The 24156-nt window shown below is 65.1% G+C and carries 19 protein-coding genes and 2 pseudogenes; 12 read left to right on the top strand and 9 right to left on the bottom strand.

Annotated elements, in window-relative coordinates; all coding sequences use genetic code 11:
- A complete protein-coding gene (locus KSS94_RS13260; RefSeq protein WP_225935883.1) occupies positions 1–3276 on the top strand; it encodes a transporter substrate-binding domain-containing protein in 3276 nt (1091 codons plus the stop codon).
- Here the strand turns inward: KSS94_RS13260 and KSS94_RS27580 are convergent.
- The 3 genes and pseudogenes from KSS94_RS27580 to gntR form a co-directional block, all read right to left on the bottom strand.
- A pseudogene (locus KSS94_RS27580) lies at positions 3251–3613 on the bottom strand (methyl-accepting chemotaxis protein); the annotation flags it as partial. The gene KSS94_RS13260 and the pseudogene KSS94_RS27580 overlap by 26 nt on opposite strands.
- Before the next feature lie 174 nt (positions 3614–3787).
- Positions 3788–4504, bottom strand: a pseudogene (locus tag KSS94_RS27575) (PAS domain-containing protein); the annotation flags it as partial.
- A gap of 238 nt (positions 4505–4742) precedes the next feature.
- Positions 4743–5762, bottom strand: coding sequence for an HTH-type transcriptional regulator GntR (gntR, locus tag KSS94_RS13250; RefSeq protein WP_217843418.1), 1020 nt, complete (start codon positions 5760–5762; stop codon positions 4743–4745).
- A 208-nt stretch (positions 5763–5970) separates the two neighbouring features.
- On the opposite strand from gntR, the gene KSS94_RS13245 reads away from it, so the two are divergent.
- The 3 genes from KSS94_RS13245 (at position 5971) to KSS94_RS13235 (ending at position 8399) form a co-directional block, all read left to right on the top strand.
- Positions 5971–6510, top strand: a complete 540-nt coding sequence (locus KSS94_RS13245; protein WP_217843417.1) for a gluconokinase — start codon at positions 5971–5973, stop codon at positions 6508–6510.
- Positions 6511–6630: 120 nt separating this feature from the next.
- A complete protein-coding gene (locus tag KSS94_RS13240) occupies positions 6631–7983 on the top strand; it encodes a GntP family permease (RefSeq protein ID WP_217843416.1) in 1353 nt (450 codons plus the stop codon).
- Positions 7984–8099: 116 nt separating this feature from the next.
- Positions 8100–8399 carry a hypothetical protein gene (locus KSS94_RS13235; protein ID WP_217843415.1) on the top strand — a complete coding sequence of 100 codons (300 nt, stop codon included), beginning with the start codon at positions 8100–8102 and terminating at the stop codon, positions 8397–8399.
- A 198-nt stretch (positions 8400–8597) separates the two neighbouring features.
- Here KSS94_RS13235 and KSS94_RS13230 read toward each other — a convergent pair whose 3' ends face one another.
- From KSS94_RS13230 to KSS94_RS13215, 4 genes are all read right to left on the bottom strand, one after another.
- Complete coding sequence (locus KSS94_RS13230; protein WP_217843414.1) at positions 8598–10025, bottom strand: sigma-54-dependent transcriptional regulator; 1428 nt, start codon at positions 10023–10025, stop codon at positions 8598–8600.
- A complete protein-coding gene (locus KSS94_RS13225; protein ID WP_217843413.1) occupies positions 9994–11487 on the bottom strand; it encodes a sensor histidine kinase in 1494 nt (497 codons plus the stop codon). Before KSS94_RS13225 ends, KSS94_RS13230 begins: the two co-directional genes overlap by 32 nt.
- A gap of 291 nt (positions 11488–11778) precedes the next feature.
- Positions 11779–13227, bottom strand: coding sequence for a sensor histidine kinase (locus KSS94_RS13220; RefSeq protein ID WP_217843412.1), 1449 nt, complete (start codon positions 13225–13227; stop codon positions 11779–11781).
- Between the two features lie 93 nt (positions 13228–13320).
- Positions 13321–13920 carry a lytic transglycosylase domain-containing protein gene (locus tag KSS94_RS13215; protein WP_217843411.1) on the bottom strand — a complete coding sequence of 200 codons (600 nt, stop codon included), beginning with the start codon at positions 13918–13920 and terminating at the stop codon, positions 13321–13323.
- A gap of 176 nt (positions 13921–14096) precedes the next feature.
- On the opposite strand from KSS94_RS13215, the gene gspG reads away from it, so the two are divergent.
- Both gspG and KSS94_RS13205 read left to right on the top strand, forming a co-directional pair.
- Positions 14097–14522 (top strand): type II secretion system major pseudopilin GspG, encoded by a 426-nt coding sequence (gspG, locus tag KSS94_RS13210; RefSeq protein ID WP_217843410.1) that lies wholly within the window; start codon positions 14097–14099, stop codon positions 14520–14522.
- A gap of 11 nt (positions 14523–14533) precedes the next feature.
- Entirely contained in the window at positions 14534–15724 is a 1191-nt protein-coding gene (locus KSS94_RS13205) for a type II secretion system F family protein (protein WP_217843409.1), read from the top strand.
- A 179-nt stretch (positions 15725–15903) separates the two neighbouring features.
- On the opposite strand, the gene KSS94_RS13200 is transcribed toward KSS94_RS13205, so the two are convergent.
- The gene (locus KSS94_RS13200; RefSeq protein ID WP_217843408.1) at positions 15904–16818 is read right to left on the bottom strand and encodes a site-specific integrase; all 915 of its coding nucleotides are present in this window, start codon (positions 16816–16818) and stop codon (positions 15904–15906) included.
- A 182-nt stretch (positions 16819–17000) separates the two neighbouring features.
- Here KSS94_RS13200 and KSS94_RS13195 point away from each other — a divergent pair, with 182 nt between their 5' ends.
- The 3 genes from KSS94_RS13195 to KSS94_RS13185 all read left to right on the top strand — a co-directional run bounded on the left by KSS94_RS13195 (position 17001) and on the right by KSS94_RS13185 (position 20219).
- A complete protein-coding gene (locus KSS94_RS13195; RefSeq protein WP_217843407.1) occupies positions 17001–18182 on the top strand; it encodes an NnrS family protein in 1182 nt (393 codons plus the stop codon).
- Between the two features lie 241 nt (positions 18183–18423).
- A complete protein-coding gene (locus tag KSS94_RS13190) occupies positions 18424–19611 on the top strand; it encodes an MFS transporter (protein ID WP_217843406.1) in 1188 nt (395 codons plus the stop codon).
- Between the two features lie 185 nt (positions 19612–19796).
- A complete protein-coding gene (locus tag KSS94_RS13185) occupies positions 19797–20219 on the top strand; it encodes a hypothetical protein (protein WP_217843405.1) in 423 nt (140 codons plus the stop codon).
- 95 nt (positions 20220–20314) lie between these two features.
- On the opposite strand, the gene KSS94_RS13180 is transcribed toward KSS94_RS13185, so the two are convergent.
- Entirely contained in the window at positions 20315–21196 is an 882-nt protein-coding gene (locus KSS94_RS13180) for a LysR family transcriptional regulator (protein ID WP_217843404.1), read from the bottom strand.
- Between the two features lie 107 nt (positions 21197–21303).
- Between KSS94_RS13180 and KSS94_RS13175 the strand changes: the two genes are divergently transcribed.
- The 3 genes from KSS94_RS13175 to cprA all read left to right on the top strand — a co-directional run bounded on the left by KSS94_RS13175 (position 21304) and on the right by cprA (position 23933).
- On the top strand, positions 21304–22032 hold the full coding sequence (locus tag KSS94_RS13175; RefSeq protein WP_217843403.1) for an AzlC family ABC transporter permease: 729 nt from the start codon (positions 21304–21306) through the stop codon (positions 22030–22032).
- Positions 22029–22355 carry an AzlD domain-containing protein gene (locus KSS94_RS13170; protein ID WP_217843402.1) on the top strand — a complete coding sequence of 109 codons (327 nt, stop codon included), beginning with the start codon at positions 22029–22031 and terminating at the stop codon, positions 22353–22355. The genes KSS94_RS13175 and KSS94_RS13170 overlap by 4 nt, the downstream gene beginning before the upstream one ends.
- 420 nt (positions 22356–22775) lie before the next feature.
- Positions 22776–23933, top strand: coding sequence for a cationic peptide resistance protein CprA (gene cprA / locus KSS94_RS13165; RefSeq protein WP_217843401.1), 1158 nt, complete (start codon positions 22776–22778; stop codon positions 23931–23933).
- Positions 23934–24156 lie beyond the last annotated feature (223 nt).

The raw sequence follows: 24156 nt of genomic DNA, 5'->3' as shown, positions 1-24156 counted from the left end.
ATGGGCAAAGGCACCCTGGTGTGCCTGCTGCTGGCCGCATTCGCGCTCGCCCCCGGCTTGGCGCAAGCGGCCGGCGAGCCCCGGCAACTACTCGCCCGCTCGCAAAGCGCCGTGCCACCCCTGCGCCTGACGCTCGCCGACCGCGAGTGGCTGGCGACACGCAACGGCCTGCGCCTGGGTACCTCGAACCCGGATTACCCCCCCTTCGACATCAATACCAGCCAGGCCGACTACGAAGGCCTCAGCGCCGACTATGCCGGCCTGATCGGCGAACAGCTGGGCGTTCCGGTGCAGGTTATTCGCTACCCTGACCGCCCCCAAGCCATTGCCGCCCTGCACAAGGGTGAAATCGACCTGTTGGGCAGCTCCAATGCCTTCGAAGCCGCCGATGCGGGGCTTGCATTGAGCCAACCCTATGCCGATGACCTGCCGGTGGTCGTCGCCCGCCACGGTCACCCCTTGCGTGACGCCGGCGACCTGACCGGCATGCGCCTGGCCATGGTCGACCACTACTGGCCAAGCGAAGCTGTGCGCCAGCTCTACCCCAATGCCCGGCTGGTGCTGCAGCGCTCCACCCTGGCAGGCGTAGCCGCCGTTGCCCTCGGGCAGGCCGATGCGTATCTGGGCGATGCCATCAGTACCGACTACGTGATCGGCAAGGGCTACCAGGGGCTGGTCGCCATCGATCACCTGGTCAAGGCGCCGCCCAGCACCTTCTCCTTCGCCGTGGACCGTGACCAGCAGCGCTTGCTGAAACTGGTCAACCAGGCGCTGCAACGCATCAGCGGCAGCGAGCGCCTGAACATCCTGAATCGCTGGACGCGCGGTAGCACCGCAACCCTGCTTGATCGCCGCCTGGACGCGCTGAGCGCCGAGGAACGCAACTGGATCGCCAGACATCCCAGCGTGCGGGTGATGATCAACACCAGCCTCGCCCCCCTGACCTTCACCGATGCCTTGCAGCAACCGCGCGGTATCGCCGTCGATGTGCTGGAGCAGATCAGCCGCCGTACCGGCCTGCATTTCGAATTCGTGATGACCGACTCGTTCGACGCCATGCTCGAGGCTGCGGCGCAGGGCAAGGTCGACATGCTTGGCGCCATCGGCCATGACCCCCGCCAGGCCAATCGCCTGCGCTACACCCGGTCATTCATGGTCAGCCCGCGGGTATTGGTGACCCGCGCCGATGCCTCAGCGCTGGATAGCGGGCAGCCACTCGCCGCCAGGCGCATCGCTGTGCTGCAGGGTTCACCGCTGCGCGGTGACCTGCTCAACCACCAGGTGGTCAAAGCCAAGAACCCGCTCGAGCTGCTGCAAGCCGTGATCGATGGCAAGGCCGATGCCGCCCTCAGCCCGCTGATCAACGCCAACTATTTCATCAACCAGCTGGGCAACGGCAAGCTCAGGGTTGCCGGGCAACTTGGCGACGAGCCAATAGCGGCAAGTTTTGCCGTAACCCCGGCGCTGCCGCAGTTGCAGGCGATCCTCGACAAGGCTCTGCTGAGCCTGCCCCCCGACCAGCTGGACCAACTGGTCGACCGCTGGCGCAGCAGCGCCGTGGCCAGCGACAGCCCCTGGCGCAATTACCGCAGCCTGGCGATCCAGGCGTTGCTGCTGGCAGGCGTGATACTGGCCGGGGTGCTGTTCTGGAACCTCTACCTGCGCAAGCTGATTCACCAGCGCACCGAAGCCCAGCGCGCCCTGCAAGTGCAACTGGGCTTGAGCCGTGCGCTGCTTGAGCAATTGCGCCAGGCCAAGGTCGATGCCGAGCAGGCCAGCCAAGCCAAGAGCACCTTCCTGGCGGTGATGAGCCACGAGATACGCACCCCGATGAACGCTGTCATAGGCTTGCTGGAGCTGGCCTTGCAGGACAGCCGCAAGGGCCGCAACGACCCCCAGGCTCTGGAGACCGCCCACGATTCTGCGGTCGGGCTGCTCGATCTGATTGGCGATGTGCTGGACATCTCCCGCATCGAGTCCGGGCGCATGACCTTGCAGCCTGTCCCCATCGAGTTGCGCGCCCTGGTGCAAGCGGTGCTGCGCATGTTCGAGGGCAACGCCCGAGCCAAAGGCATTGGCCTGCAGGCCTCGGTGCCCGAAGCTGCCTGCTGGGTCGAGGCCGACCCGCTGCGGCTCAAGCAGGTGCTGGCCAACCTGGTAAGCAACGCGATCAAGTTCACCCACCGCGGCCAGGTAGGGGTGAGCTTGCGCGGCACACCTGATGTGCCGGGCATGCTTGCCGTGCAACTGCAGGTCAGTGACAGCGGCGTCGGCATCAGCAGCGCCGATCAGGCCCGACTGTTCGAGGCCTTCGCCCAGGCTGGCGAACACGCTGGCCGCCAGGGGGCCGGCCTGGGCCTGCTGATCAGCCGCCACCTGTGCGCCTTGATGGGCGGCGAACTCAGCCTGCAAAGCCTGGAGGGCCTTGGCACCCAGGTCGATGTGCGGCTCACCTTGAAACAGGCGGAGCCCTCCGCCGACACCTCAGGCGCCCCGGATGAAAGCGCCCAGGGCACCACGGCGCTGCGCATTCTGGTGGTCGACGACTACCCCGCCAACCTGCTGCTGCTGGACAAGCAATTGGGCTCGCTCGGCCACCAGGTGACCTTGGCCGAACAGGGCGAGGCGGCGCTGGGGCTGTGGCAGACCGGCTACTTCGATGTGCTGCTGACCGACTGCAACATGCCGGTAATGGATGGCCACGCCCTCACCCGGCGCGTCCGGGCCCTGGAGCACGCCCTGCAACGGCCGCGCTGCCGGATCATCGGCGTCACCGCCAATGCCCAGGCCGAAGAGCGCCAGCGCTGCCTGGCCAGCGGCATGGACGAGTGCCTGTTCAAGCCCCTGGGCCTGCGCGCCTTGCAGGCAAGCCTGGCCACTGCCAAACCACTGCCCTTCACCGAGCAACCACAAGCAGCGCCATACAGGGCCAGTGGCTTCGAGCTGGCCAAGCTGCGCCACCTGACGCAGGACGACCGCCAACTGACCCTGACCCTGCTGCGCCAACTGGCCGAAAGCACAGCCGAAGACCTGCAGTCACTGCGCAACCTGGGCGAGCCGGCAGCGCCCGACGCCCTGGCCATGACCGTGCATCGCATCAAAGGTGGGGCAAAAATGCTAAAGGTGAGCGCGGTGGTGGCCGATTGCGAGGCGCTTGAGCAGGCCATCGCCGACGGCCTGCCAACCGGGCCATTGCTGGCCCCCTTGCTTGAGAGCCTGCAAAGCCTGGAGCGCGAACTGCGCCAGGGGGTCAGTGCAATTGCAGGGTCGAGCTGATCTGGCTGATCGCGTCCACCACGTGCCGCGAGCCCTGCTGGATTTCCATGATCACCGTCCCGGCCTCGTTGGCCAGCTCCACACCGATACCCGTGCGGGTCAGGCTCGATTGCATGCTGGCCACGGCGGTCAGTGACAAGTCGTGGTTCTGCCGCACCACATCGACGATCTCCAGGGTGGCCTTGCTGGTGCGCGCCGCCAGGTTGCGCACCTCGTCGGCCACCACCGCGAAGCCGCGCCCGTGCTCGCCCGCCCGCGCCGCCTCGATCGCCGCGTTGAGCGCCAGCAGGTTGGTCTGGTCGGCGATGCCGCGAATGGTCAGTACGATCTGCCCGATCACGTCGGACTGCTTGCTCACCGCATCGATGGTGCGTGCGGCCTCGTTCAACTCCACGGAAATCTGCTCGATCACTTCGACGGTCTGCTGCACCACTTCACTGCCCTTGCGTGCGCAGGCATCGGTCTGCACCGAGCTTGCGTGGGCGGCATCGGCGGCGGTTTGCTGAGTGCTGACCTGGCGGGTGATGTCGCTGGCGAACTTGACCACCTTGTACAGGCGGCCCTTGTTGTCGAAGATCGGGTTGTACGACGCCTCCAGGTAAACGGTGCGGCCCTGCTTGTCGACCCGTTCGAAGCGGTGCGAATGATACTCGCCGCGGTTGAGCGAGGCCCAGAAATCGCGGTATTGAGCCGACTCGCGCTCATGGGGCAGGCAGAACAAACCGTGGTGGCGGCCCACCACTTCTTCGTGCCGGTAGCCCATGGTGTCGAGGAAGTTCTGGTTGGCCTTGATCACCCGCCCGGCCGGGGTGAACTCCACCACCGCCATGGAGCGGCCGATGGCCTTGAGCAGGCTTTCGCTTTCGTGCTCCTCGATCACATGGCGGGTAATGTCGGAGGCCACCTTGATCACACTGGTCACCTGCTGGCGCTCATCGAGCACCGGCATGTAGCAGGCCTCCAGCCACACCTCGCGACCGGCCTTATCCAGCCGCTCGAAGGTACCGCTGATGGCCTTGCCCTCGCCCAGCTCACGCCACAGCTGCTGGTACTCGGCGCCTTTGGCATAGGTGGGGTCGCAGAAAATACGGTGGTGCTTGCCGCGGATCTCGTCGGCGCTGTAGCCCATGGTCTTGCAGAAGTGCTCGTTGGCTTCGAGGATGGTGCCGTCGGGGGTGAACTCGATCATTGCCATGGAACGGCTGATCGCCGCGAGCTTGGCTTGCATGCCGGCCAACGCTTGCTGGCAACGCTGAATCTCGACCAAATCGGACTTGCGATGAAACTCCAACATGACCCGGGCCTCCTTTGTGCCCACCGGATGCTCAAGAGCATAGATGGGCACTGGGGGCGTGCAAGCGAACTGCTATCACTTATGGATTAAGCCGCCGATGGCCGGTAATCCGGCGCTGCTCCCTGCAGGAGCCGGCAAGCCGGCTCCTGCAGATAACCGTGCCGCGCGCGGGTTATGAGCTTTCCCGCACCACCAGCTCGAAGCCCAGGTCCTGGCGCTCGGCCCCCACTCGCTTGCCATCGAGCAAGCCCAGCAGCGCCTGGGCCGCACCTCGGCCTACCGCCGCCCGCGGGGTGCGGATCGAGGTCAGCGGCGGCACCATGTGCGCCGACGCCGGCAGGTCGTTGAAGCCGACCATCGCCACCTGCCGCGGCACCTCGATACCTTGACGCAAAGCCTGCAGCACCGCGCCCTGGGCTAGGTCGTCGTTGCAGAAGAACAGGCCGTCGACATCCGGCGCGCTGGCCAGCAAGCGGCTGAACAGCTCGCCACCCAGGCCGATGGACGAGGGTTGCGGGTCGAGCATTTCCAGCTCCGGCGCCCGCAGCCCGGCCTCGGCCAGCGCCTGGCGGAAGCCTTCGGCGCGCTGCATCACCCGCGGGTCGAGCTGCGCGGCGATAAAGCCCAGCCGCCGCCGACCGCGCTCGATCAGGTGGCGCGCCGCCGCGCGCCCGGCCTCATGCTGGGAAAAACCCACCGACAACGTCCCCGCCTCGCCGCCCAGCTCCATCATGTGTACGCAGGGCACCCGGCTGGCGGCCAGCAACTGGCGCGAAACGTCGCTGCGCTCGAAGCCGGTGAGCAGCATGCCGCAGGGCTGGTAGGCCAGGTAATTGCGAATCAGGTTTTCTTCTTCGGCGATATCGTAGTGATAGTTGCCGATCAGCACTTCCATACCGCGTGGGCGCATCACCTCGTGAATGGCCTCGAGGGTGTCGATGAACAGCTGGTTGGACAGCGACGGAATCAGCACCACCACCGACTGGCTGCGCGCCGAAGCCAGGGCCCGCGCTGCCGGGTTGGCAACGTAGCCAAGGCTGGCGGCGGCGGCCATGACCTTTTCTGCCAGCTCAGGCGCGACCGTGCTGACTCCGCGCAGGGCGCGGGAGGCAGTGATGGGGGAAACCCCGGAAAGCCTGGCGACTTCGGCCAGGGTGGGACGACCAGTGGTACGTGAGCCGATGCGAGACATGGATGTTGTAATTTTACTACTTGCAGGAATGGGGAACGGCCACTAAGGTAGCGCTGTCTCAGGACGCAGGCAATGCAAACCTGGTAGCAGGCATGCATAAAGCGTCCATACTGCCCAAGACAAGACCAATAACACCCGGGAGGGTGGCGCTCGCAACCTCGGCTCGCTCCGTTCGAGACAGCGCTATCTCACCCTGCAGGAGGTACTGATGAATCCTTCCCTGTCCGCAATCGTGGTCATGGGCGTGGCCGGCTGCGGCAAGAGCTGCGTCGGCGCAGCCATCGCTGAGCGCAGCGGCGGCCGCCTGATCGAAGGCGATGCCTTTCACCCTGCCGCCAACATCCAGAAGATGAGCGCCGGCATCCCCCTGAACGACGACGACCGTGCCGGCTGGCTGGTGCGCCTGGGCGAAGAACTGCAGGCCACCATCGCGGCGGGCGAACGGCCCATTCTCACCTGCTCGGCGCTCAAGCGCCGCTACCGTGAAACCCTGCGTCAGGCGGTACCTGAACTGGGCTTCGTGTTCCTCGAACTGACCCCGACCGAAGCCGAAAAACGGGTACTCGCCCGCCCCGGCCACTTCATGCCGGCCAGCTTGATCGACAGCCAGTTCGCCGCCCTTGAAGCGCCCCACGGCGAACCCCGCACCCTGGCCCTGGATGCCACCCGCCCCATCGACACCCTGTCGGTGCAGGTGGACAGCTGGCTAAAGCCCTGCGGTGAGCGGAGCCTGGCGCGTACTGCCTGAACGGGCGGTTTTCCGGCTCACCAAAGATAGCGCTGTCTCGACACCCGAATTCAGCAAAAGTTGCAACAAGCTTCACCCGCTACGCCACTACAACAACGACAATACAGAGGCAAACGAACCATGTTCGGACTGGCTACTGATACCTTCCTGTTGCTCGACGCGCTGGTCACCATCGTCGGGCTGATCCTGCTGATCACCCATTTCAAGGTCCACCCCTTCGTCGCCCTGACCCTGGCAGCTGGCTTTCTCGGCCTGACCTCCGGCATGCCGGTGGCCAAGGTGATGAAGTCGTTCCAGGACGGCTTTGGCGGGGTGCTGGGCTTTGTCGGCATCGTCCTCGCCCTGGGCACCATGCTCGGCAAGCTGATGGCCGACTCCGGCGGCGCCGACCAGATCGCGCAAACCCTGATCCGCGCCTTCGGCAAGCAGAAGGTGCACTGGGCGATGATGTTCGCCGCCTTCCTGGTGGGCATCCCGCTGTTCTTCGAAATCGGCTTCGTGCTGCTGATCCCGCTGGTGTTCATCGTCGCCCGGCGCTCGGGTGTGTCGCTGGTGAAGATCGGCATCCCGCTGCTGGCCGGCCTTTCGGTGGTGCACGGCCTGGTGCCGCCGCACCCGGGGCCATTGCTTGCGATCGGCATCTTCCACGCCGACATTGGCAAGACCATCTTCTACGGCCTGCTGGTGGCCCTGCCGACTGCGGTTATCGCCGGCCCCTTGTTCGGTAACTTCATCTCCCGCTACATCCCGGGCAACCCGTCCCAGGAGCTGATGGACCAGATCGCCCGCGAATCCAACCAGCAGAACCTGCCAAGCTTCACCATCACCCTGGTGACCGTGCTGCTGCCGGTGGTGCTGATGCTGCTCAAGACCTTCGCTGACGTGGTGCTGCCCGCCGAACACATCGTGCGCCAGTGGATGGACCTGATCGGCCACCCCATCACCGCCCTGCTCGCCGCGCTGCTGCTGGCCTTCTATACCTTCGGTTCGGCCCGCGGCTTCAGCCGCCAGCAGATCATGAAGATGCTCGACCAGAGCCTGGCGCCCACTGCAGCCATCGTGCTGATCGTCGGTGCCGGCGGCGGCTTCAAGCAGATGCTGGTGGATACCGGCGTGGGCAACGTGATCGGGCAGATGGCCGTGCAGGCCGAAATCTCGCCGATCATGCTGGCCTGGCTGGTGGCGGCGGTGATCCGCATTGCCACGGGGTCGGCCACCGTGGCCACCATCACCGGTGCCGGCATCGTCGCCCCGGTGATCGACCTGGTGCCGGGGGTCAACCGCGAACTGCTGGTGCTGGCCACCGGCGCCGGCTCGCTGATTCTGTCCCATGTCAACGACGCCGGGTTCTGGCTGGTGAAGCAGTACTTCAACATGACCGTGGCCGAAACCTTCAAGACCTGGAGCATGATGGAAACCATCCTCTCGGTGGTGGGTATCATCTTCATCATGCTGTTGTCGATGGTGGTGTGACCGTTGATCGGGGTGATGGCACCTTGCTGATGGGCAGGCAGCCCAACGCTGCATGCCCTCAAGTGCGCGATGGGCTTGAGGTGTCTATAGACATCACTGCCACGGAGCCTGCCCCCATGAAGCGTTCGTTCCTGCTTGCCGCCCTGCTCGTCTCGCCGCTGGCGTTTGCCGTCGGCACCGGCACCACCTACCCGGACGACCCGCACAACCCCGCCCCTCAACCGGGCGTGGACAGCACTCTCAACCCCATCGAAAAGCCGATGCCGCGGGACACCGACCCGCGCATCAAGGGCAACGACCCGGACAGCCCGCCGGCCGAGCAGAACGACGACCGCGACCTGCCGGGCATGGATGGCGGCAGCGGGTCGGAGGGGATGGGGCGACAGGGTGAAGGGGGAAGCAGCAGCAAGCCGTGACTCAAGCTGGCAGGGCTTCTAACAGGTGGCGCGATACCCTGTGGGAGCAACTGTCTTGTGCCTGCTGAGCCGGCCTCATCGCCGGCAAGCCGGCTCCTACAGGTAGGGCACAGGCCTGAAGCTTATGCAATCCCTGTGGGAAGCGGCCTTGCCGGTGATGCGCAACACAATTGCTCAAAACCAGCCGGGCCATGCATATCACCACTGCCGCTTGTCCGGCCGGGTCAGCCCGAGCTTTTCGATCTTGTAGCGCAGCATGTCCCGCGACAGCCCCAGCAGCCGCGCCGACTTGGTGACGTTCCAGTCAGTGCGGTCCAGGGTGCGGCAAACCATGTCGCGTTCCATGTCCGGCAGGCTGCCGTTCACCTCGGGTTCGTGGCGCGGCACTTCGTACAGCACCGTGGGCGGTGGTGGTGCCTGGGGTTCGTCCACCAGGCTCAGGCACAGGTTCAACTGGTGCGCGCCAATCACCTCGGTCGGTGCCAGCAGCACGGTCTGCTCCAGCATGTTACGCAGCTCGCGCACATTGCCCGGCCAGCTGTAACCCAGCATCAACGCTTCGGCCTCGGCCGAAAAACGCAGATTCGGCTTGCCATAGCGGCGCCCGTGGTGGGCCAGAAAATGCCGCGCCAGGCGCAGAATGTCCTGGCCCCGGGCATGCAACCGCGGCACCTTGATGGCGATGATGCGCAGGCGGAAGAACAGGTCGCGGCGAAATTTGCCCTGCTGCACCATCTGCTCCAGGTTGCAGTTGGTGGCGCTGATCACCCGCAGGTCGACCTTGCGCTCCTTCACCGCGCCGATGCGGCGGATGCAACGGTCCTCCAGCAGCTTGAGCAGCTTGGCCTGCAGCACCAGGTCCATCTCGCCGATCTCGTCAAGAAACAGCGTACCGCCGTCAGCCGCCTCCACCAGCCCCACCCGGCGCTCCTTGGCATCGGTGAAGGCACCCTTCTCGTGACCGAACAGTTCGGCCTCCAGCAGGTTGGCCGGGATCGAGGCGCAGTTGAACTCGATGAACGGCCCCTTGGCGCGGCTGCCATCAAAGTGCAGGGCGCGGGCCACCAGTTCCTTGCCAGTGCCGGTTTCGCCCTCGACAAGCACCGGCGGCAGGTCACCGCTGGCCATGCGCCGCTCGGCGTCGAGCAACTGGCGCAGGGTGTGCTTGAGCTCGAGCATTGCCGGCGACTCGCCGATCAACGCCTGCAGGCCGGACTTCTGCGCCTCGCGCTCCTGGTAGAAGGTCAGCGTGCGCTCCATGCGCTCTGCGGCCAGGGCCTTGTCCAGCATCAACTTGAGTTCGGCCAGCACCACCGGCTTGGTCAGGTAGTGGAAGGCCCCCTCTTTCATGGCCAGCACGGCGTCCTCGACGTTGCCGTAGCCGGTCATCATGATCACCTTCAGCTCCGGCGCCTGCGCCACCAGCGCGCTGAGCAGGCCGTGGCCGCTCATGCCCGGCAACGAGTTGTCGGTCAGCACCGCATCGGGCATGGCCCGGGCGACCTGCTCCAGGGCCAGTTCCGCGCTGTGGCACACGGTGACTTCAAAGCCCTTGAGGCCCAGGTAGGTACTGATGTTTTCGGCGAGGATTTCATCATCCTCGACCACCAGGATGCTGTGCTCCATGGTCCCCTCCCGCTGCAATATTGAAGATCAGGCTGACACGGGTTCCTTCCTCTTCGCGGCTGCTCAATTCGACCGAGCCGCCAAAGCGTTCCATGATGCGTTTGACCAGGGCCAGGCCGACACCCAGCCCGCCTTGCTTGGTGGTGAAGAACGGCTTGAACACCATGCGCTTTTGCTGCTCGCTCATGCCCTTGCCGGTGTCGCTGAGCAGCAGCGCCACCTGGCCGCCCTCCAGCACCTGCACCTCCACACGCAACTCTCCGCCCTGAGGCATGGCCTCCAGGGCGTTGGCGAACAGGCTGTTGAGGATCTGCGTCAACTGCAGCGGCTGGCTGGCCACCCGCTGCTCGGTGGGGCCGACGAAGGCAAAGCGCACGGCGTTGCGCTCGATCTGCGGGGCGAAGGTCTGCCGGGTGTCTTCGACGGCTGCCACCAGGTCGACCGCCTCGGGCTCGTCGCTGGTCGGGCGCAGCGACACCAGCAGGTCGCGCACCCAGCGCGACATGCGGTCGACCTGGGTGATGATGTCGGCGATGTTCTTTTGCGCAGGCGGGTTGGCGATATCCTGGGCCAGCTCCGCGCTGGAGCGGATGTTGGCCAGCGGGTTGCGCAGGCTGTGGGCCACCGCCGAGGACATCTCGCCCAACGCCACGTAGGTTTCGCTGGCGATCAGCCGCTCCTGCTGGTGGCGCAGCAAGCTGGCGGCGCGGCGCACGATCCAGAACAGGCCGAAGTACACCAGCGCCCCGCCCGCCAGCGTTGACGCCCAGATCAGCACGTAGCCGCGGTGAATGCGCCGCACCAGGTCCTGGGGCTCCTTGTAGATTTCCACCATGGCCAGCACCTGCTCGCCCTGGCTGTCGAACAGCGGGATGTAGTTCTCGATGAACAGGTGCCGCGGTTCGCGCAGGAACTGCTGCTCCTCGCGGTCCTCGTCGACCTTGTGATAGCTGGCCGAAACCGACTTGCGCGAACGGAACGCGCGCTCCAGGCCGCCATCGTCATCGATGCGCTTGCCGATCAGCTGCGGGTTGGTCGACCAGATCACCGTGCGGTCGCGGGCGTAGGCGTTAGCCAAAAGCGTGTCAGGCAGGTGCTCGATATGGTCGAGGAACTCCACCCGGGTAGCCTCGGCCAGCTGTGGACTGAACTGCAGGTGGCGCTGGTCCATGCGCGGGTCGAGCAGTTCTCCCATGGTGGTGCCCGGCGGCAATTGCGAATGGCGCACCTCGGCCTGGGCCATGGCCTGGATGAACTGGGCAGTCAGCATGGCGTCGCGCTCGACACTGTCGCGCACCACGAAACGGGTCGACACATAACCCAGGCTGCCGGCCACCGAAGCGATGATCAACAGGCTGACCAAAGAGAACCAGCGCAGCAGGTTGAACTCGTGCAACGGCGCAGCCAACCCGGTAGAAGGGGCGGCTGGCTTGTCGAGTCTCTGGTTCTCCAGCATCTGCATCGCGTGGGTCCCGCCTGCAAGCCTGATGAAGGGTCACGGTGTCACTGCTACCAGCGGTAGCGACTGGCCATCTTTCAGGTACTGCAACACACCTGATGAAAGTGGCATGGGTGAAGCTGCAAAAAGCCAGCCAGCCGCAGCTGCAAATTCAAAAATACTTATGAATCAATGATTTACTGATATTTTGTAATCTGAAATCTATTAAAAACCCCCAAATCTGGGTAATTTCTACCCACAAAGACAAATAACCTTATAAATCATAATCTTGAAGCAAATTCAAAATATTTGACTTTAAGTTCTAACCAAGCGAAAGCTCAGTGACACCCTCGTCCCACCACCCAGGCGGCTACTCAAGCGTACCGACCCACCAAAGCGTTCCATGATCCGCTTGACCAGCATCAGGCCCACCCCCAGGCCACCCTGCTTGGTACTGAAAAACGGCCGGAAGGCCATGCGCTGCTGCTGCTCGCTCATGCCCTTGCCGGTGTCGGAAACCCGCAGCACCAGGCTGCGCCGGTCATGGCGCACCACCTCAACGCGCAACTCGCCGCCCTGCTCCATCGACTCCAGCGCATTGGCGAACAGGCTGTTGAAAATCTGCCCCAGCAGCGCCGGTTGCCCCAGTACCTGCACCGCTGGCAGCTGCGCCACCTGCACCGTCACCTCACTGCGCCGCAGCGGCGCGGCGTAAGCCTGCAGGCTCTCGCGCAGGGCCAGGGCGAGGTCCACCGGCACCGCCTCGTCATTGAGCGGGCGCAGCGACTGAAGCAGTTCGCGTACCCACTGCGACATACGGTCGACCTGGCTGATGATGTCACTGACATGCCGCTGCGCCGGCCCGTCATCAAAGGCCTGAGCCAGCTCGGCACTGGAACGGATGCTGGCCAAGGGGTTGCGGAGGCTGTGCGCCACCGCCGAAGACACCTCGCCCAGGGCGATGAAGGTTTCGTTGCCGATCAGGCGTTTTTGCTGTACGGCCATCAACCGCGCAGCGCGCCGCATGATGCCGTACAACCCCACGTAAACCAGCCCTGCGCCCACAGTGATGGCCAGCCAGATCAACAGCAGGCCATGCTCGATGCGCACGATCAGGTCATGGGGCTCCTTGTAGATCTCGACCATGGCCGTCACCTGCTGGTCATCGGCGTCGAACAGCGGGATGTAGTTCTCGATGAACAGTTGCTCGGGCGGGGTGACGAACTTCTGCTCGCTGCGCGCCCGCTCGAAGTCGTGATAGCTGGCCGACACACGGATTTTGTACTCGAAGGCCCGGTCCAGGTCGTCATCGCCCTCGATCAGCTTGCCGATCAGCGCCGGGTTGCTCGACCAGATCACCGTGCGGTCCGGGGCATAGATGTTGACCAGCAGCATGTCCGGCAGGTGGGCGATATGGTCGAGAAACTCGCCCCGCGCCTTGCGCCGCGCCTCGGGGTCGACATCGGACATGGCCTGGTCAGTGCGCGGGTCGAGCAGCTCACCCATGGTGCGCACGTTGGGGATCGACACATGGCGCACCTCGGCGTCGGCAATGGAGGTGATGAACTGGGCGGTGAGCAGCGCGTCGCGCTCGATGCTTTCGTTGATGATGAAACGGCTGGAAATAAGCCCCAGCCCCACTGCTACCGAAAGGATGATGGCCAGGCTCACCCAGGCATACCAGCGCAGCAGGTTGAACGGCCTGCGCGGCGCGCTGGCCTCGGTACCGGGTACGGCGGGTTCGGGGCGGTTGGCGAGGTCCATGGCGGGGCTTCTGCTGCTGGGCACTGTTCATTGGTTATAGCCCAGAGTTGGGGAAAACCAGTGGCCTGGCCGACGAACCCGCCGTACAGGCCGCTACGGCTCGGCCAACCCTTGCAGCATCCGGTAGTCGCGCAACACCGTCGGCACATAGCGGCGCGTCTCGGCGAACGGCGGCACCACCTTGCCGCGGCTCAGTACCGCCTCGGGGCCGGCGTTGTAGGCCGCCACGGCCAGGGTGATGTCGTTGTCGAACAGGGTCAGCATGCGCTTGAGGTAGCGTGCCCCGCCCTGTACGTTGGCCTCGGGGTCGAGCACATCCTTGACCCCCATCTCCTTGGCGGTGTCTGGCATCAGTTGCATCAGGCCAGCTGCCCCCTTGGGCGAGCGGGCCTTGGGGTTGTAGCCGGACTCGGCCTTGATCAAGGCGTGCAGCAAGGCCTGGGGCACGTCATTGGCCAACGCCGCCGCAGCCACGACCTCGGCATAAGGGCGGCCAGTGACCAGTTGCGCGTTCACCGGCCCGCCAGTGCCGGGAGACTCGCTGATGACCCGCTCGTACTGGCGTCCTGGCCGGTGCACGTTGGACAGGATGAACCCGCCCTTGCCATCGCTCGAGATGTACACATCGGCCTGAGCGCCCAGGGCCATCAACCCCGTCGCCAGCCCCGCCGCCATCAGCATCAGACCACGCATGCCGGTCGCCTCCCCGTTCGTGGCCCCCGAAGTGGGGGAAATACCCCGGAAAACCCGGGGTTTGCAGCACTGACGCAAGCAGCGTGCCGCCCGCCAATACGCATGGCGCAAGGGCCCGGCCTAGACGTGCACGGCTGTTGCATGGCAAGGCCGTACACGCAACCGAGGGTTTCGCCATGCAGCGCAGAATCAATGCCCAACGCGGTTTCACCCTGCTCGAACTGCTGGTGGTGCTGGTGGTGCTGGGCCTGTTGGCCGGTATCGTCGCGCCGAAGTACTTCAGCCAGCTCGGGCGCTCCGAAGCCAAGGTGGCGCGGGCGCAGATCGAAGGCCTGGGCAAGGCCCTGGACCTGTACCGTCTGGAGGTCGGCCACTACCCCAGCAGCGAGCAAGGCCTGCAGGCGCTGGTGGTCGCCCCCAGCGGCGAAGCCCGCTGGACCGGCCCCTACCTGCAGAAGGCCGTGCCCCAGGACCCCTGGGGCCGCCCGTACATCTATCGCCAACCTGGCGAAAACGGCGGCGAGTACGACCTGTTGTCGATGGGCAAGGACGGCCAGCCCGGCGGTGACGGCGAAAACGCCGAAATCACCAGCTGGCAGTAAGGGGCGCGGCCATGCGTTTCGAACTCAAGGCTCTGGGCCGCCAGGGCGTGGTGCAGTTGCAGGTGGACGCCGAGGACCTCGACCAGGCCCGGCGCCAGGCCGAAAACCAGGGTTTGCGCGTGCTCAGCGTGCGCAAGCCGGGCCTGAGCCTGGGCGCCCTGCCCTGGCGCCGCGCGCCGGTCTTCGACCTGGTGCTGTTCAGCCAGGAGCTGGCCACCCTGCTCAATGCCGGCCTGCCGCTGATCGACGCCCTGGAGAGCCTGGCCGAAAAAGCCCCCAGTGGCGCTGCCCGCAAGACCCTGGAAGCACTGGTACGGCAACTGTACGAGGGGCGTTCGCTGTCCCAGGCCCTGGCCCAGCAACCACGGGTATTCCCCGCCCTGTACGTGGCGCTGGTGCAGTCCAGTGAACGCACCGGCGCCCTGGGTGATGCGCTCGGCCGCTACATCGGCTACCGCCAGCGCCTGGACCTGGTGCGCCAGAAGCTGGTGGGGGCGTCGGTCTACCCGTTGCTGCTGTTGTTGGTGGGCGGTGGCGTGGTGCTGTTCTTGCTGGGGTATGTGGTGCCGCGTTTCAGCCTGGTGTTCGAAGGCATGGGCACTGAGCTGCCGTGGCTGTCGCGGGTACTCATGCAAATCGGCCTGTTCCTGCATGCCCAGCAGTTGCCCCTGGGCCTTGGCACCCTGGGGGCGCTCGCGGTGCTGGTGGCGCTGCGCCGCAACCCGCGGGTACGTCGCTGGGCCAGCCGGCTACTGCGGCGGGTGCCAACGCTGCACCAGCGCCTGGTGATGTATGAACTGGCGCGCTTCTACCGCTCATTGGGCATCTTGCTGCAGGGCGGCATCCCCATCCTCACCGCCTTGAGCATGGCTCGCGGGTTGCTCGGCAGCGCCGCCGCCGAAGGCCTGGAGCAGGCCAGCCGGCGGGTGGCCGAAGGCCTGCCGCTGTCCGATGCACTGGAGGCCGGGCAACTGGTCACCCCAGTGTCGCTACGCCTGCTACGTGCCGGAGAGCAATCGGGCAACCTGGGCCAGATGCTGGAAAGCTGCGCGGACTTTCACGACCAGGAAATCGGCCGCTGGGTGGAATGGTTCGTCAAGCTGTTCGAACCCTTGCTGATGACCTTCATCGGGCTGTTGATCGGGTTGATCGTGATTTTGATGTACATGCCGATCTTCGAGCTGGCTTCGAGTATTCACTGAGCGCTCAGGGCCTCGCGCCGTCATCTTCGCGCAGGTTCGGCACTGCGATAAACCCACAGGATCACGCCATGCCCGAACCCGGCGCGGCACCTGTAGGAGCCGGCTTGCCGGCGATCACCGGCACAGCCGGTGCCCGCCCACTCAATCAACCGGCCACCCCTGTCGCGCCCCTCTCTCACTCAGTAATCGAAGCGCTCCACCGCCCGGCGCCGCTCGTTGTCGTCGCGCCGGTCGTACCCGGCCGTGGTCTGGATGTTGGCGTGGTGGGCCAGCTTCTGGGCGATCGACAGGTCGTGCTCTTCGATCACCCGGGTGATGAAGGCCCGGCGAAAATCGTGGGGCATGATCTTCGCGCCCACCTGCGCCCCGCGCTGGCGGGCGATGTAGTAGATGGCGTGCTTGGTGATGCGCGCGCGGGTAATGTGGCTGCCACGGCGGATACGGTTGAACAGGAAGCTGTCGTCGCGCTCGCCGGCCGGCAGGTGCTGGCGGCGCAGGTCGAGCCAGGCCTGCAACTTGTCGAAGGCCCAGGCCGGGGCGTACTTGAGCAACTGACGGTTGCCCTTGCCCATCACCACCACGCTGCGCTCGGCAAAATCCACCTGGGCCAGGTCGACGTCCACCGATTCTGACTTGCGCATGCCGGTGCCGTACAGCAGTGCCAGAATGGCCGCATCGCGCACCCCTTGCGGGCGCGGGTCGGCAGCGCACACATCCATCAACTCGCGGATCAGGCTACGGCGCAGATTGCGCCCCGGCGGCAGGCGGCTGCCGGTGGCCGGCTTGATCTCGCGAATTTTCAGTAGCTGATCGTGCTCGATCAGGCCCTGGCGCCAGGCCTCGTTCATCACCCCGCGCACGGCATTCACGTACAGCGACGAGGTGTTGGGGGCGTAGCCATCGGCACGCAGCGCCGCGACCAGCGCAATCACGTGGCCAGGCTCGAGGTGGTGCCAGGGTACATCGGCGATGTCGGCATCGACGAAGCCCAGGCGGTCGGCGGCATCCTGCAGGATGTAGCGCATGGTCAGCTGGCTGGACGGCGCCAGGCGGGCCAGGTACTGCAGCAGCGGGTTGCGCAGAAGATCGGTCACAGCAAGGTCCTGTCACTTGAAACAGGTCTTTATGACTATCTGCAAGTCATAAAGACTGGATAAACATGAAGTCATATTGACTCTTTTGAACGCCATCACCTTGATATTCAAGGCTTTGTTGGCTGGCATGGATCGTGATGGTAACCCAATCGACCTTCCGGAATCGAACCAAGGTGGCCGTCATGCTCGTTCAGCCGATAAACGCTCGCCCGCGCCGGGCACTCTGGGCGCTGGGTTTTCGCCCGTTCTTCCTGGGCGGCAGCCTGTTCGCCTTGTTTGCCCTTCTGTTGTGGGGCGGCGTGTTGGCCGGTGTGCTGCAAGCCAGCCCTGTGGGCGGGCTGCTGGCGTGGCACCGCCACGAGATGCTGTTCGGTTTTGCCGTGGCGATCGTCGCTGGTTTCTTGCTGACGGCGGTGCAGAACTGGAGCGGTATCCCTGGCCTTTGCGGCCGCCCGTTGCAGGGGTTGTTCCTGCTCTGGCTGCTGGGCCGGGCCAGTTGGTTCCTGCCCCTGCCGTCCTGGTTGATGGTCACGCTCCAGGGCGCCTTTTTGCCGCTGGTGGCCGTGGCCCTGGCGCGGCCGATCATCCAGAGGCGCCTGCGCAACAACTACCCTATAGTCGCGCTGCTACTGTTGCTGGCGGCTTGCCAGTGGCTGACCCTGGCGGGCTGGCTTACCCATGACGAGGGCCTGCAGCGCCGTGGCGTGCTCGCCGGGTTGTGGCTGGTGGCGGCGATGATGAGCGTGATTGGCGGCCGGGTGATCCCGTTCTTCACCCGTCGCGGGCTTGGCAACATGACGCCGGCCCCGGCCCGCCCGTGGCTCGACCGCACCTGCCTGCTGGGCAGCATCGCCCTGCCAGCCAGCTACGCAGCCGGCTTCAACGAAACGCCCAACGCCTTCATGGCCACGCTGTTTGCCGCCCTGGCGGTGCTCCACGCAGTGCGCCTGGTGGCGTGGTACGCGCGGGGTATCTGGCGGGTGCCGCTGCTGTGGTCGCTGCACCTGGCCTACGCCTGGATGGTGCCCGCGTGCCTGGGGCTGGCGCTTTGGCATGCGGGGGTGGCCATTAGCCCGAGCCTGGCGGTGCATGCCTTGAGTGTCGGCGGCATGACCGGGCTGATCGTGGCGATGATGGCGCGGGTGAGCTTGGGCCATACTGGGCGGCCCCTGACCGTACCGGCCAGCATCGGCTGGGCGTTTGCGCTGGTGCAGATGGCCGCAGTGGCACGGGTGCTGGTGGTGCCGTTCATGTCATTGGGGCTGGGGTTGTCGGTGCTGCTGGCTTGTGCCGGGTTGGGGTTGTTCGTTTGGCATTATCTGCCGGTTCTGCTGCAGGCTCGGGTGGACGGGATGCCTGGGTGATCGCGGTTTGCCCCCGCCAGCGGGCTCGGCCCCTGTAGGAGCGGGCTTGCCCGCGAACACCGGCAACGCCGGTGCCAGGTTAGCGGGTGCGTTGCCCGGTCTGGCCCTATCGCCGGCAAGCCGGCTCCTACAGGATGAACGGCGCCTGCGGGATTGCGGCCACATCCAGCCTCGACTACGCCTGAGCGAAACGTCTACCATCGGCCATCAAACGTTTCAGCATGTTTCGCAAAGGATCCCGATGTCTGTCCACCAAGCCCCGCCCCAGCTCCCCGCCAAATCCACCGTCGTGAAAATGGAAGCCGCCATGGCCCTCGGCAGTTTCGCCATCGGCACCGGCGAGTTCGCCATCATGGGCCTGATGCCCGATATCGCCAGCAACCTGCAACTGAGCGAACCCCAGGTCGGCCATGCCATCAGCGCCTATGCCCTGGGCGTGATGGTCGGTGCGCCGACCCTGGCCATCCTCGGCGCCAAGTTGCTGCGCAAGCACATGCTGTTGCTGCTGATGGCGCTTTACGCCATCGGCAACCTGGCCACCGCGTTCGCTCCATCGTTCGCAAGCCTGGTGGCGTTCCGCTTCATCAGCGGCCTGCCCCATGGCGCCTACTTCGGCATCGCCGCCGTGGTGGCCTCGAGCATGGTTGCCAGCAACCAGCGCGCCGGCGCCGTGGCCCGGGTGATGATGGGCCTGACCCTGGCCATGTTGCTGGGCAACCCGGTGGCCACCCTGCTCGGCCAGTTCTTCGGCTGGCGCTCGGCGTTCGTGCTGGTGGCGGCAATCGCCTTGGCCACCGTCGCCCTGGTGTGGCGCTTCGTGCCACAGCCCCACGACGAGCCCCGCAGCGACCCGCGTAAAGAGCTGCGCGCCTTTGCCCTGCCCCAGGTGTGGATGGCCCTGGCCATCGCCTCGATCGGCTTTGCCGGCATGTTCTGCGTGTTCAGTTACCTGGCGCCGACCATGCTGCAGGTGACCCAGGTGGCGCCGCAGTGGATTCCGTTCGGCCTGGCGGCCTTCGGCGTGGGTGGCATCGTTGGCAACATCGTAGGCGGCAAGCTGTTCGACAGCTTGCAGTTCCGTGCGGTGGGCATCGTGTTGGTATGGTCGATGGCCGTGTTGCTGTTCTTCTCGTTCGCCGCCCACTCGCTGTGGACCCTGCTGCCGGGCATCGCCTTGGTAGGCACCATGATCGCCCTGGCCGCGCCACTGCAGATCCGCCTGATGGACATCGCCCACGAAGCGCCCAGCCTGGCGGCCGCCTCCAACCATGCCGCGTTCAACCTCGCCAACGCCCTCGGGCCGTGGTTCGGCGGCATGGCCATCAGCGCGGGCCTGGGCTGGACCAGCACCGGCTACATCGGCGCAGCCGCAGCGCTCGCAGGCCTGGTGATCTACCTGATTGCCCGGCGCATGAAAGGCGGGCATTGAGCGACGCCTGACAAGCGACCAGCACCAGCGCTGGTCGCGTTCGCTACCTTGCGAGAGCGGGCCTGGCCGGCGAATTGACGTCGTCACTTGATGATTATACATTCTGTATACATTCATTCCCGCAGGCTGAGGCCCAACAGCAACCACCTGCAGAGTGCGTGCCCATCTCTCAAGGAAGTACCAACATGCCCTTCAAATTGCCCCTGGCCCTGCTGGCCTCCCTCACCGCCAGCAGTGCCTTCGCCAGCCCCGAATACGCCATCGAAAACCCCCTGCGCCCCGGCGCCAAGGCGGCCCATTGCTCATCGGCACAAACCGTTGACGGCTGCATTTTCCACAGCGTCGCCGGCGACACCTACACCGCCCGCCTGCCGGTCGGTGCTGGCGAGCATTGGGTTGCTCGCAGCGCCGAGGCCGGCGAAGTGACGTTCGAACAGCTCCCTGCCAGCGAACCCGAGGGCGGCCAGGCTTACCAGTTGATCAAGCTGCTGCCTAACCCTGCGCACAACGCCGACGCCAGCGTCACGTTCGACAAGCTGACCGGCCAGGCTGATACGCTGAAGGTGATTGAACGCCGGCGCATCAGTGTGATGATTCACCCCGCCTGAGTACCGGCCTGCGCCGCTTGCCGGCGATGAGGCCGTTTCAGGCTAGGCGTCCTCTGCCAGGGCGCCATCGCCGGCAAGCCGGCTGCTACAGAGGGTCAGCATTTTGCAAGCTGGGCCAGCCCCTCCTCCACTGCCGCCACCGAGCGGTTACCTTTGGCTGCCGGCAGGGCCCAGGCTGCAATATGCAGGCCCAGCGGCACCGCACGGGCGATCGGCGCCACCAGCTCGCCGCTGTCCAGGTAACGCTGCACCAGGCTCCTGCGCCCGATCAGCACACCAGCCCCCAGCAATGCCTGTTGCACCGCGCTGGCATACAGCGAGAACCCCGGCCCACGCGCCACGAATGGCGCGCCCATCACCTCCCGCGCCCAGACCTCCCAGTCGTTCCAGTCCACCTCGGCAATGCAACGCACCTGGGCCAGGTCATCGACACTGCGAATGCCGGCCGCCAGCGCCGGCACGCACACCGGGAGCACTTCCTCGCTGGCCAGCGCGCGCTGGCCGCGCTCGAGCCGGTCGGTGTAGAACAGGCACAGGTCGAACGGGCTGCGCTTGAGGTTGGGCACCTCGTCTACTGCCGTTACCGAGATTTCGATGGGCGCGAGCATTTCGGTCAATTGCGGCAGCCGCGGGCCGACCCACAAATGCGCCAGGGCCGGCGAGGTGACGATATGCACCCGCTGCGGCGCCGCCAGCCGGCGCAAGGTGCGTGCCGCGTCCTCCACCGCATCGAAAGCCTCGGTGAACTGCCCCTTGATGCTTTCCCCGAGCGGCGTCAGGCGCACACCCTTGGCGTGGCGTTCGAACAGCGCGGCGCCGTACTGGCGCTCCAGGGTCTTGACCAGCGCGGCAATGGCGCCAGGGGTCAGCTTCAGCTCGTGGGCTGCGCGGGCAAAGCCACCCAGGCGGGCAGACGCCTCGAAGGCTCGCAGCGCATTGAGTGGCAGCGCGTGGCGGGTGGGGTTGTCGAGGGGCATGATTTTAGGCTCATTTTTTTTAGGCCTAATATTCCAGAATTCTGCGCTTGTGACCATCTGCCGCAGCGTCTTATGTTGAGCAGGCAAAACAACAACAGGAAACCACCATGAACTACCCAAGCGCCCGGCAGGCCTTCACCCAGGGGGCGCGGGACGTACTGCCCCTGACCACCGGCATTGTCCCCTTCGGCCTGATCACCGGGGTTACCGCCATCGGCATGGGCATGTCGCCCACCGAGGCCATGGGCATGACCCTGCTGTTCTACTCGGGCTCGGCGCAACTGGTGGTGATGCAGCTGATGCAAAGCGCCGCGCTGCCGGTGACCATGGTGGTCACCGCGCTGGTGATCAACCTGCGCTTTCTGATGTACAGCGCCTCGCTGGGCCAGCACTTCAACCGCCTGCCGCGGCGCCAGCGCTGGTCGCTGGCCTACCTGTTGTCGGACCAGAGCTTCGCCCTCTGGTCGCTGAAAACCCCGGCCAGCGGCCCGGGCGCCTTCGCCTTCCACTACTACACCGGCACGGCCATCGTGATGTGGTGCGGCTGGAACCTCGCCGTGCTGGCGGGCGTGCTGCTGGGCAGCGGCATCCCTGATGCCTGGCAGCTGGGTTTTGCCATTCCGTTGTCGTTCCTGGCGCTGCTGGTACCCAGCATCCGCAACCCGGCCACCCTCGGTGCCGCCATCGTGGGTGGCGCCCTGGCGGTGCTGGCCGTCGACCTGCCGTACAACCTGGGGCTGCTGGTAGCCGCGCTGGGCGGCATCATTGCCGGGGTAACCATCGAGCACTGGCATGACCCTGCACGGGGTGAAGCCGCCCAGGAGGCATCGTCATGAGCCCTTGGGTGCAGTGGCTGGTGTTCGTGCTGGCCGGCCTGGGCACCTTCGCCCTGCGCCTGTCGTTCATCGAGTTCTACGGCGCACTGCGCATCCCGCCGCTGTTGCGCCGGGCCTTGGCCTACGTGCCGGCCAGCGTGCTGGCCGCACTGGTGCTGCCGGCGGTGATCTTCCCCGAGCGGCATGCTGCGTTCGACTGGAGCAACCCGCAGATCCCCGCCGCTATCGTTGCCGGGCTGGTGGCCTGGAAGACCCGCAGCACGCTGCTGACCCTGGCGGTGGGTATGGGGGTGTTGCTGGCGCTCAAGCATTGGGGGTGGTGAGGCGCGCCTGCAGGCGACCAAGGCATGTATGCCAAGCCACCTTCTCCATCTACGAACCCTGCCTTCAGCACAACTACTGCGCACTAGCACAGCACCCGGAACATTACCTGAACAGAAGCTGAAGCAACTTTCAAAATAAAATAAAATTCAGAATAAAACAGCAAATATTCATTGGCGCAGTGCCGATTAAAATAGTTTCACGCAAACTTCCTCGCCCTTGCAATTGCAATAACCGACGCACCCATCCAGAATCGCAAGCCTCTCGTCTGGAGCCCTGCAGGCGCTGTGCTGCGCGGACAGCAACCACCAAAACACTTACTCGCCCATGGCCTGTTGCAATTAACGGCTCACGACTTTTTCACGGCGCGTTGACACTGACATATTTCAAATGCGCAGCACCCAACTTTAGAGGCAACACCGATGAATGCACTGACCCAAGGTAATATGTTCACCTCCGTCGCTACTCGCGAACATATCCTGCTGACCGGGGCCACGGGTTTTCTTGGTGGTTCCGTGGCGGCCCAGCTGATGGCCGACGGCCAAGGTGCAGGCTTGTGCTTTCTGGTGCGCGCCGACACCCCGCACCAGGGCCTGGAGCGCCTGCGCGACAACCTGCGCCAACACGGTGTCAGCGAGCGTGACTGCCTGGCGCTGGACGCTGGGCAGATCCTTTGCGGCGACCTGCTCGACACCTCCTGGCTGGCCCGTGAAACGCCGCGCCTGATGCAGATGGACCGGGTGATCAACTGCGCCGCCGTGGCGTCGTTTTCGAAGAACCCGACCATCTGGCCGGTCAACGTCGAAGGCACCTTTGCCTTCGCCGAGGTGTTGGCACGCTCGGCCCGGCTCAAGCGTTTCCTGCATGTGGGTACCGCGATGTGCTGCGGGCCCGAGCGTGAGTCACCCATCAGCGAGTCGTGGGAGTTCCCCGAGGCCGAGCAACAACTGGTGGACTACACCGCCTCCAAGGCGGAAATCGAACGGCGCATGCGCGAAGAACTGCCTGGCCTGCCGCTGGTGGTGGCGCGGCCGTCCATCGTGGTTGGCCACCGCAGCCTTGGGTGCCAGGCGTCGGGCAGTATCTTCTGGGTTTTTCGCATGGGCTTTGCGTTGGAAAGCTTCACCTGCGGGCTGGACGAGCAGATCGATGTGATCCCGGTGGACTACTGCGCCGAGGCGCTGATTGGCCTGGCGCGCAAACCGCAGCTCAATCACGACCTCTACCACATCTCTGCCGGGCACGGTTCGGCCTGCACCTTTGCCGAAATTGACCGGGCTTTTGCCCTGGCCAATGGTGCGGAGCCTGTGGGGGAGCGCTATCGCAAGGTTGGCGTGGATGACCTCAAGTCCCTGGCCAACAGCTTCGAAAGCCGCATTGGGCCGGCCAACCCACGCTTGGTGCTGCGGGCCCTGCGCTTGTACAGCGGGTTTGCCGACCTCAATTACCTGTTCGACAACAGCCGGTTGCTGGAGGAAGGGATTGCGGTGCCGCCGCGGTTTACCGATTACCTGGAGGTGTGTGTGAGGTCTTCGAGTGAGGTGAGTATTGCGGCGCAGATGCAGTGGGATTTCAAGTGATGGGGTCGGGGTCGGGGCTTTACGGTGATTGCTTTGGGAGATGTATGCGCATTCATTGACGATAGCGTCTTTTCGCCATCTTTCCGCCCTTACGTAGGGGCCCAAAGGTGAGTAAGCGTCACTATAAATAATGAATGCGCATGCAACCCCAAGCCAGCTCCCGCAGGGGCCCCACCCCCATCTCACCTGCTATGGTTTCCCCACAAAACAACAAAACCACAGG

This window comes from Pseudomonas fakonensis (assembly GCF_019139895.1).
Taxonomy (GTDB): domain Bacteria; phylum Pseudomonadota; class Gammaproteobacteria; order Pseudomonadales; family Pseudomonadaceae; genus Aquipseudomonas; species Aquipseudomonas fakonensis.
The sequence above is the reverse complement of the archived record's forward strand: the minus strand, read 5'-3'. Positions and strand labels throughout refer to the sequence as shown.